The 9,761-nt window shown below is 48.1% G+C and carries 12 protein-coding genes and 1 pseudogene; 2 read left to right on the forward strand and 11 right to left on the reverse strand.

Annotated elements, in window-relative coordinates:
- Nucleotides 1–253 precede the first annotated feature (253 nt).
- Complete coding sequence (locus tag DEU29_RS13500; protein ID WP_126785264.1) at nt 254–1,000, forward strand: MauE/DoxX family redox-associated membrane protein; 747 nt, start codon at nt 254–256, stop codon at nt 998–1,000.
- A gap of 26 nt (nt 1,001–1,026) precedes the next feature.
- Here DEU29_RS13500 and DEU29_RS13505 read toward each other — a convergent pair whose 3' ends face one another.
- From DEU29_RS13505 to DEU29_RS13545, 9 genes are all read right to left on the reverse strand, one after another.
- Complete coding sequence (locus DEU29_RS13505) at nt 1,027–2,337, reverse strand: APC family permease (protein WP_092841993.1); 1,311 nt, start codon at nt 2,335–2,337, stop codon at nt 1,027–1,029.
- A 21-nt stretch (nt 2,338–2,358) separates the two neighbouring features.
- On the reverse strand, nt 2,359–2,793 hold the full coding sequence (locus DEU29_RS13510; RefSeq protein ID WP_006956244.1) for a YybH family protein: 435 nt from the start codon (nt 2,791–2,793) through the stop codon (nt 2,359–2,361).
- A 17-nt stretch (nt 2,794–2,810) separates the two neighbouring features.
- Nucleotides 2,811–3,656, reverse strand: coding sequence for a copper resistance D family protein (locus tag DEU29_RS13515; RefSeq protein WP_006956246.1), 846 nt, complete (start codon nt 3,654–3,656; stop codon nt 2,811–2,813).
- A complete protein-coding gene (locus DEU29_RS13520) occupies nt 3,656–4,006 on the reverse strand; it encodes a copper resistance CopC family protein (RefSeq protein WP_011234483.1) in 351 nt (116 codons plus the stop codon). The genes DEU29_RS13515 and DEU29_RS13520 overlap by 1 nt, the downstream gene beginning before the upstream one ends.
- A gap of 26 nt (nt 4,007–4,032) precedes the next feature.
- Nucleotides 4,033–4,776: a copper resistance protein B gene (locus DEU29_RS13525; RefSeq protein ID WP_133540898.1), complete on the reverse strand. Its 744-nt coding sequence runs from the start codon at nt 4,774–4,776 to the stop codon at nt 4,033–4,035.
- Nucleotides 4,777–4,787: 11 nt separating this feature from the next.
- A complete protein-coding gene (locus tag DEU29_RS13530) occupies nt 4,788–6,551 on the reverse strand; it encodes a copper resistance system multicopper oxidase (RefSeq protein WP_053954068.1) in 1,764 nt (587 codons plus the stop codon).
- The gene (tatA, locus tag DEU29_RS13535; protein WP_053954069.1) at nt 6,541–6,759 is read right to left on the reverse strand and encodes a twin-arginine translocase TatA/TatE family subunit; all 219 of its coding nucleotides are present in this window, start codon (nt 6,757–6,759) and stop codon (nt 6,541–6,543) included. The genes DEU29_RS13530 and tatA overlap by 11 nt, the downstream gene beginning before the upstream one ends.
- Nucleotides 6,760–6,761: 2 nt before the next feature.
- Nucleotides 6,762–7,253: a DUF411 domain-containing protein gene (locus tag DEU29_RS13540; RefSeq protein ID WP_053954070.1), complete on the reverse strand. Its 492-nt coding sequence runs from the start codon at nt 7,251–7,253 to the stop codon at nt 6,762–6,764.
- Between the two features lie 66 nt (nt 7,254–7,319).
- Entirely contained in the window at nt 7,320–7,664 is a 345-nt protein-coding gene (locus DEU29_RS13545) for a hypothetical protein (protein ID WP_053954071.1), read from the reverse strand.
- A gap of 75 nt (nt 7,665–7,739) precedes the next feature.
- Here DEU29_RS13545 and DEU29_RS13550 point away from each other — a divergent pair, with 75 nt between their 5' ends.
- A complete protein-coding gene (locus DEU29_RS13550; RefSeq protein ID WP_006956255.1) occupies nt 7,740–7,940 on the forward strand; it encodes a hypothetical protein in 201 nt (66 codons plus the stop codon).
- Between the two features lie 122 nt (nt 7,941–8,062).
- Here DEU29_RS13550 and DEU29_RS13560 read toward each other — a convergent pair.
- Together DEU29_RS13560 and lspA are read right to left on the reverse strand one after the other, a co-directional pair.
- Nucleotides 8,063–9,353 (reverse strand): annotated as a pseudogene (locus DEU29_RS13560) (ISL3-like element ISPpu12 family transposase).
- Nucleotides 9,354–9,374: 21 nt separating this feature from the next.
- Nucleotides 9,375–9,761, reverse strand: a 387-nt coding sequence (gene lspA, locus DEU29_RS13565) for a signal peptidase II (protein WP_133540900.1), incomplete at its 5' end; no start/stop codon positions are given.

Raw genomic sequence — 9,761 nt, forward strand, 5'->3', positions numbered from 1 at the left:
TCGTTAAATTATTTACCCCCTGTGGAGTTTGCAAAACAGGTAGCTTAAAACTGAAATTTCATCGATAAGATGGTGTTATTTCAGGGGAAAGGTCACTAGAAAAGCAATAAAAAAAGTTGTCCATTTTTTTCAAAATAAAAATAACTTTTCATTTTTAATGAATTTTTACCCTCTTCTGATTATTGATGCTTTTAATCTTTTGCCGACTATAATGCGTACATGAATACATAACTTTTACGTAAGGAACTTGGCTATGAGTCAGTCAACTCAAAAAGCTACGCTTTACAGAATGTCAACGCCTGATCACCAGTGCCCTTTTGGGCTAAAAACCCGGCACTTACTTAAAGCCAATGGCTTCGAAGTAGACGACAATCTGTTAGAGAGTCGTCAAAAAACCGACAAATTCAAGGAAAAGCACGACGTCGATACCACTCCACAAGTGTTTATTGGTGATAAACGTATCGGTGGGTACGAGGAGGTTCGAGCCTTTCTTGGAAAGCCTCTTCCTGACCCTGACGCAACCAGTTACCGACCCGTTATTGCATTATTTACTATGACGGCACTCCTCTCTGTAGCCACGTCGTGGTTGTCTTTTGGTCGCGTATTTACCGTACAAACCATCGAGTGGTTCATCAGTTTCTCTATGGTGGTTCTGGCCTTGCTCAAACTCCAGGACGTAGAGAAGTTCTCTACCATGTTTCTCAATTACGATCTTCTCGCCAAAAAATGGGTGCCTTATGGCCGTATTTATCCCTATGCCGAAGGCTTGGCGGGTCTGTTAATGGCAGCCGAATTCGCCCATGTCATATCCATACCCGTCGCATTATTCATCGGCATCGTAGGCTCTATATCGGTGTTTAAAGCCGTTTATGTCGACAAACGCGAGCTAAAATGTGCCTGTGTCGGTGGCTCCAGTAATGTGCCGTTAGGCTTCATTTCGCTCACTGAAAACCTCATGATGGTCGCTATGGCTGTCTGGATGTTTTTTACAATGAACTAGAAAAAGAGCGCTATGCGCTCTTTTTCTTAACGCTTTTTACGTAAAAACAAAATCTCACCAGCGGCAATCAATGCCATACCGATAAGAGACGCCCAAATCACCAGCGGATCGCTCGTCCATTTCACCCATATAAAAGCGACTAAAACGATGACGTCTAGCGTGATTGCGCTGACAAGTATGTAAATATTGGCATTCACCTTTTGCCTTAGATGCCGTAATACGCCCCAGTGGATCGCAATGTCCATCACGATATAAAAAATAGCGCCCAGTGACGCAATTCGACTCAAATCGAAGAATGCCGCTAAGATCATAGCCATAACAATGGTGTAAACCAGCGTATGCTTCTGAATGGAACCTGGCATGCCAAAATGACTGTGTGGAACAAGCTTCATATTGGTCAACATGGCTAACATTCTTGAAACGGCAAACGCGCTGGCAATCACTCCTGATACCGTTGCTACAATTGCAAACGCAACCGTCACCCAGAGTCCAGTTTCACCGTAGACGGGTCTGGCTGCTTCAGCAAGCGCATAGTCTTTCGCTTTCACAATCTCATCTATGGACAGGCTCGAGCCAACCGCCAGAGTGACCAGAACGTATATTAACGCGCAGATAATCAGCGAAATAATAATGGCACGCCCGACATTTCTCTTAGGCTCAACAATTTCACCGCCACTATTGGTTATTGTTGTAAACCCTTTGTACGCAAGTATGCTTAAAGCAATCCCCGCTAAAATACCGCCACCCGTAGCTTCTTCTGGAATAGCCGATATCGATTCAAACTGAATGCCTGAGGCCCACAAACCACCAGCCGCTAAAATGACCAACCCTAAAGTCTTAACAAAGGCCATAAAAAACGAGAACGTTTGAATAAACTGATTACTCAAAATATTGATAAAAAACGCAAAGACCAGCAAACCCACCGCCAACAAAGGGATAAGCCACTGCGCTTCAAAAGAAATTAACTGGCTTGTATAGGACGCAAATGTGCGAGCGACTAGACTTTCATTAATGACCATAGAAAAGTACATCAAGAGTGCGAATATCGCCGTCACACTTCCTTTTCCATAAGCTTTACTGAGGAACATCGCAATACCGCCCGCTGACGGATAGGCTTTCGCCAACTTAACGTAAGAGTAAGCGCTAAAGCCGGCAATGATACCGCCGCACACAAACGCCAGGACAAACCACTCTCTTGCCAGCTGAGCAACTTGTCCGGTCAGTGCAAAAATACCAGCGCCAATCATCACACCAGTCCCCAGCGACACCGCCCCCCAAAGACTCAGGCTGCTTTTCTGATAATCCTGATGTCCGTGTTCATGATCGTGTTCTGCCATAATCAGCTCCTGTGATTGAACTCAGTTGGACCAATGGATCCGGATAATTTTCCAGCCAGACTCAGTCGTATTTGATACGGTTACGGTTTCATTCATCGTTAAATCAACCTCACGCCCGTTATACTCCCCGGAAACGCTATACCGAGAAGTGATCACAGCAAGGCCATCGGCTTCTTGTACTGTCCTTTCAAGCAACTGTGAAGGAACCGCCTGGCTAAACTTAATATCTGACTTAAGGTGATGAGCACTGTACTCGGCCAAGGATCGTTCAACACCACCACCTTCAAAGATAAACACATCATTGGAAAGCACATCTTTAACGACTTCCGTGTCACCTTCAGTCAAAGCCGTTCGAAACCTATCAAGCACAACTGTCGGTTCAGATACTTCCTCGGCACTACTAGGCGCTGAAATAAACAGCACCGAAACCATAAAAACACTCATGAATAATTTCATTCTTATTATTCCTTACATTAACTAGGGGAAAACGCGCTGCTTAGCGCAGAGGCCAGGGTAAAAATAGTGACAGCCAATACCATTTCCGCCGTTATGGAGTTTTTGAGTCGCTTGGCGGCCGCGTTATCATTTAATTGCGGTACGAACTTTAATTTATGCAATGCGGCAACAAGGAGAATCAGCGCCACAAACACAAGTTTCGCTAGTAGTACCGTGTCATACGACGTAAGCGGCAGCTCTGGCATCCATCGCCCTGTTGCACTACGATACATAACCAAGCCCGCAATAAGGAGTATTGGAACCGCTGCAGACATATGCACACCAAAACGCTCCATAATGGCTTTCGCTTTAGCAAGCGGTACCGACGTTGCCAGCTTTCGCAATGAGTTAAGACTGCCGAACCAAACCCAAGCGACTAACAAGTGTGTTAAAAGCGCTAGCTTTCCCCACCAGACGGCGTCACTGCCGTGACCAATACTTAAAAAGCTCCATCCCATGAGTCCAATGGCGACAACATATAGCACCCACTTTATACGTTTTAGCTTAACAACGGAGTAAACAATCCAAGCAATAGCAACCGCTATCTGAAGTTGGATGAACAACCCAACAGGGCCGGTCCATATAAACTGCATGTAGGTCGTGTCAATCATGCCGGCAAAGCCTTCAGCAGCAAAACTACCGACTTTCAGAAAAAAATACAGAAGGCTTGCCAGTAATAGAAGCAACGCAACAAGGCTATTCTTTCGTTCAGACTGCTTTTTTAAACCGGACAAATAAACGATATAAGGCGAGGCGGTCATCACCGCGTTAAGCCAGAATATAAAGGCCAACGTTAAAACGCTGGCCACACTCCAAAGGGTCATCATTTCACCTCAAAGCTAAAATCACCCGATATTTTATGACTGTCCCCACCCATTGCCGTCCAATAAACCGTATAACCACCTGACGCCAAATTGTTTTTAACAGCGATTTCGTACGCTGCTTTGGGAGTCATGCTCATCGAAAAGTCCAGCGGATGCATTTTACCGTCATCTGAGTGCAGCATAATTTTAGCCAGACGAACATCACCGGAAAAATTCATCGTAATTTCCGTTGGTGACTCGGACAAAGTCGCACCGTCCTCCGGGCTACTGGATGTTAGGCCGACGTGAGCGCTGGCCCATGCACTAAAAAATAACGTGGTACCGAAGGCTAACTTAAGTATGTTTTTCATGTTGTTTCCTCTTTGTTTATTATCAATTAAAACCAAACTCTGGCCCCAAGGACCACGCCTGTTTCTGTGGTGTCCTCACCCATTCGTTTCATTTCATCTGCCGTGTTGCCTAACGCGCCGTTCCAATAAACACCAATGTAGGGTGCAAACTCACGACTGATTTCGTGACGATAACGCAACCCCACACGCAAGTTGCTCAAGCCACTTTGCCGTTCATATTTGTCTGAATCTGTCAGGTTGGCTGTAAACTCAATGCGAGGCTGTAAGTACGATGTTTGTGTGAGCTGCCACTCGTACTCAGTTTCGCTAACAAATTGGACGTCGCCTTCTTCATTCACCATCAGCGAGTTATCCATTTCGAACCAATAGGGCGCCAACCCCATAAAACTCACGACAGCATAATTTTCCATAGACGCGTCCGACGATAAGGTACCTCGCGTACCAATACCGGCCTGAAACGACCAAAACGGAGACACCAAGTATCCATACAGCAGTTCGGCACTTTCCAAGTCAGTGGGCTCACCGTCGTCTTGAACATTCTCCCCTTCACTCTTGAAAACAGCTCGGTGATAGTCACCGCCATACCAAGCCATCATGTCCCAGACGGCTAGGTTCTCTTCCTCGTTGGTTCGCGCTAACTCCAACCGATCGAACAGTACTTGCCCGGTGTAATATTCTTTGACGGGTTCAGGCCAGTCCTCTTTCGCATGTCCGGCGACTGCTAAACCTGGCAACAACGCCGCACCCACTAATAATGATTTACCGTACATAATTGTCCTCCTTATGCGACATTGACCACACGGAACATACCCGCTTTCATGTGATACAACAGGTGACAGTGGAACGCCCAACTACCCGGCGCGTCTGCCGTTATCAATAACGACACTTTTTCGCTCGGCTTCAGGCTAATCGTATGTTTGCGTGGGCGTGGATACTGTCCGTTTTCAAGTTCCATCCACATACCGTGTAGGTGTATGGGGTGGTCCATCATCGTATCGTTTACCATCACCAACCTCAGTCGTTCTCCATGATGAAACTGAACCGGGCCATCCACTTCGGTAAACTTCTTCCCGTCGAAAGACCACATGTAACGCTCCATATTACCCGTTAAGTGCAGCTCTATCTGTCGTTCGGGCTCCCGCGTATCCGGCCATTCATGCGCGCCGACCAAGTCGGTATACACTAAGACTTTATGATCAACGTCTTCCAATCCAATCCCGGGTTCATGCAAACGGCTTACCGGGTTTGTAGCAATCATAGCCGCCCCGGCGCCATGTCCGGACTCACGGTGTTTGATTTTAATGTTTTCGACCGGGAGCTCTTTTTTGTGTGTCATTTTATGCGTCATATGGCTGTTATTGCCGCCCATATGCTTCATATTCATGCTATTGCCTTTCATATCACCGGACATCGCCATCGCTCCCATGCCCATAGCGGCCATGCCTCGCTCAGGAACTTGCCGTAGTTCAGGCACTTCAGCCTCAAGACCAAGTTCCGGCGTTAATGTACCTCTGACATAACCACTTCGATCAAAGCTCTCAGCATAAATAGTGTAAGGCTTGTTTTGCTTAGGCTGGACAATTACATCGTAGGTTTCCGCCACACCAATGCGGAACTCGTCAACTGGCACTGGCTTCACAGGCTGCCCGTCAGCGGCCACTACCGTCATCTCCAATCCAGGGATTCTTACGTCGAAGAAACTCATTGCCGAACCATTAATGATACGCAGGCGTACTTTTTCACCAGGCTTAAACAATGCTGACCAGTTCATCTGTGAATCGCGGCCATTCATCAGGTAGGTATAAGTACTGCCCGTCACATCCGCAATATCACGGGGGCTCATTCGCATTTGCCCCCACATTTCTCGTTGCTTCCAGGTTTTCTCTAACCCTTGCTGTCGCACGTCCTCGAAGGTCTCAAATATCGTACGTTTTTGATAGTTATAGTACCCCTCCGCAACTTTCAAGTTACGAAACACGGTATCCGGATCTTCGAATGTCCAGTCGCTGAGAATAATGGTATGTTCTCGATCAGCACCAATGTCTCCGTCTTTCGGTTCAATCACTAACGGCCCCAGGTGTCCCAATTGCTCCTGCAAACCGGAATGGCTGTGATACCAATAAGTTCCGTTTTGCTCGACATCGTAGCGGTATTTGAACGTTCGTCCTGGCTTTATCCCTTCGAAAGATACGCCAGGCACGCCATCCATATTCTCCGGCAATATAATTCCGTGCCAGTGAATTGACGTGTCTTCCGACAACCGGTTAGTCACATTTAGCTTTGCTCGCTGCCCTTCTTTTAAACGAATCAAAGGGCCCGGCATTTGGCCATTGATGGTTATTGGTGCTCCTACTTTATTTCCCACGAGCAGTGGGGACTTTGCAATGGTCAGATCAATCTCATCGTTTGTCAGGATCTGATCTTTAAAACTGCGTCCCTGAGGAGCAGCCCAAGTTGGGGCTACTTTGGCGATTGCTAAAGCAGACGCCACAGTGAATGCAGATTTAATAAACTTTCGACGCCCTTTGTTAAACTCATTGCTCATTATGACGCTCCTCTTTTGAGGTTAAATTTTGATAACGTTGAACGTCCTGTTCCTTATCAGACGGCTCATCAGAAACCGATGATTTAAACCCTTTAATCGCACTACCAAGATCGGAGCCCAGGGTTCGTAGCTTTTTACTACCAAAAAGAAGAATGACAATAACCAGTAAAACTCCTAACTGAACCATACTCATGCCGCCAAATCCCATAGCTAAAGCCCTCCATTTGAGAGTGCTTGCTGCTGCTCTAAACTTGCTATCTGCTGATAAGGTGTAATTGAACCGTCCTCTTTGATTTCATAAACCGTATACGGTTGAAACCGAGTACCCATTTCCATACCAACAGACCCTACCGGCATGCCAGGAACAGTTAATCCAATGCCATTTTCTGACTTTTTCCCAGCTAAATAATGAGAAACCAATGTAGGAGGAACGTGCCCCTCAAAGACATAGCCATTACTAGAAATAGCGGTATGACAGGATTGGACCTCGGCACTAATACCGGAGTCACGTTTTCGTTGGGTCAGGTTGTTCGGATGTTGTACGGACACACTAAAGCTATCGGGTAAAGCTTGTAACCACTTTTCACAGCAACCGCAGTTGGGATCTTTTAGAACGGTTAGTTGCTGCTCTTCTACATCGGTTGCAGATACAGACACGGAAAACAGCATCGCCAAAACAGCGATATTGCGTTTGATAGACATAATTATTCACCGATTAATAAGTTTTAAGGAAACACGCCGAGCGTGTGTTAAATTTCTAGTAACTTATTAAGCGGTAATTATTGGGGGACGGAATAAATTAGACGCGTGTTTAGCACGAATTGAGGTGTCGATGGGCGCATCGACTTTGGCAGAGAGGTTAACTGCAGCGGCATTAACCGAAGAAGACTGTCCGACAAATAAAACCGAGCCGCCGGAGCAATGCCGAATGGTCATGTCAGCACAGCACGAGTTGTGCTTTTGCGTCTCATGCTCGCAATCGTTTGTGTCGGCTTCGTACATCATGCTGTGCTGCATTTGGCTGTTATCATGACATGCGTGAGCTTCTGCCGTTTGCGAAAACGACATCGACACCAATAGCACTGTCATTAATAACAGAATTCGAATTAGCACGAGCACCCTGCTTTTTGCAATTTAATAAACTTCAGTCTAACGTCATTTTAACGCATGTCAAATAAGGAGCAGATAATGATGAATCACGAAATGTTCGCAGGTATGGGCTTTCTATGGATGCTGATTGTGGGAGCTATTTTTATTGTTCCCGCATGGCGTATCTGCCAACGAGTTGGCTACCCTGGTCCATTGGGTCTTCTGATTGTTATCCCTATCGCAAATATCATTCTTCTTTACTTTATAGCGTTCGGCCCATGGAAAAATGTTGATAAATAGCTAATTCACTCTAACCAAAGCAACAAGTATAGCTTTTCATCTCTGATCAGAAGCACGAATTTATGGGTATACGGATTTAATGGTTGATGGGGCACCTTCACCCCATCAATCTGATACCACCCTCAGATGGTTGATAGATCGACTCCGTAGTTGAGTTCCTCTGCGAAGTCCGGCAGTCCGTAACCGATGGTTTTCTTGTAGAAAGGAGAGACCTTCGCAGTCGGTGCCTTCTTCTTGTGCTTCGTGGTGTAGAGCATTCGTGCCCGCATCACCTCGAAGGAGTAACCGCGCCCTTCACGGTTCTTGTCCTTGGCCAGTCGGTTGATGGACTCCGTGTAAGCGTTGGTGACGGGCATGTCCGTCTCGAAGTAGGTCATGGTCTCTTCGCGCCAGTTTCCCACTGCCCTGACCAGATCGCTCCAGACTTCCTTTTGGCCCTTCGGGATGGTGGCTATCCACTCGTCCAGGGCGGCTTCTGCCTGGAGCCGTGTGGTGGCGTCCCAGATGCCGTAGAAGCGCTCCTTGTGCTCGTAGGCGGCCAGCAGTTGCGGGAACGCGCCTGTCCAGGTCTCCATGATGAGGCGCTCCCGGTCTGAGACTTCGTGAGCGCGTTTCAGCAGGATTTTCCGGTCTCCCTTGAGAGTCCGGCTCTGGGACGGTTTCAGCTCCTTTCTGAGGCCCTTGCGCACTCTCTCTAGGGCACCGTTGGCCATGCGCACCACATGGAACTTATCGACCACGATACGGGCCTGGGGCAGCACAGCCTTGACCGCTGCCCGGTAGGGGTTCCACATGTCCATGCTGACGATCTCGACCTTCTGCCGGTCTTTCAGCTTCATCAGGTAGTTGGTCACCACGTCCTGGCGGCGGGTGGCCAGCAGGTCGAGCAGGGTTCGCTCCTCAATGTTGGTCAGAATGCAGCGGTAGCGCTTGTTCAGGTATAGCTCGTCAATGCCCAGGATGCGGGGCGTCTCGAAGCGGTGCCAGCGCCCCAGGAACTCGGCGCGGGCGTTGAAGATGTCGCGCACCGTCTTCTCGTCCAGGCCGGTCTGTGCCGCCACAAAGGTGTAGGGGTGGTTGAAGGATTCCTTCTCCACGTACTCATGCAGCCGCAGTGTCATACGGAATCCGTCCACCGATCTCCGGTAGCTGGGGCCTGAATGTTGTCTTGCAGGCCCGGCAGGTGTATCGGCGGCGGACCACCCAGAGAGTGACCCGCTTGCCGTGGATGGGCAGATCACGATAGGGAACGTCACGCTTGCCGAACCGTACGAACTCACCCTGCACGCCGCATTCCTCGCAGGCGATGGGATCGGGCACGTCCACCTGGAAGTGCATTTCGTCGTCGGTTGATTTGCAGCCCAGTACTTGGTATTGCGGCAGGTGAAGGATGTTGTCGGGAAGTTCGGTCATGGTGTTGTATAGGCGTAGGTGTCAGTCAGATCCATCCGGCTCGGCATTGGTGTTTGCTTTTTTACCCAACAAGCTGCTGGAAACGAAAAGTAAGGCACCGAGGACAATTGCAATATCAGCCAGGTTGAAGGCCGGCCAATGCCAGTCTCGCCAATAGAAATCAAAGGAATCCACAACATAGCCGCGAAAGACCCGGTCAATCAGGTTGCCCATGGCGCCACCGAGGATAAGACTGTAAGCGATGGCTTCTCCTTTATGACGATTTTCAAGGATCAGCTTGATCAAAAAAATCGAGACCACTACCGCGATTCCGATAAAAAAGTAGCGCTGCCAGCCTCCACCATTCGCAAAAAGACTGAATGCGGCACCGGTGTTCCATAGGTGCACCCAGTTAAAGAACGGGGTCAC

The organism is Idiomarina aquatica, from assembly GCF_004362895.1.
GTDB lineage: Bacteria > Pseudomonadota > Gammaproteobacteria > Enterobacterales > Alteromonadaceae > Idiomarina.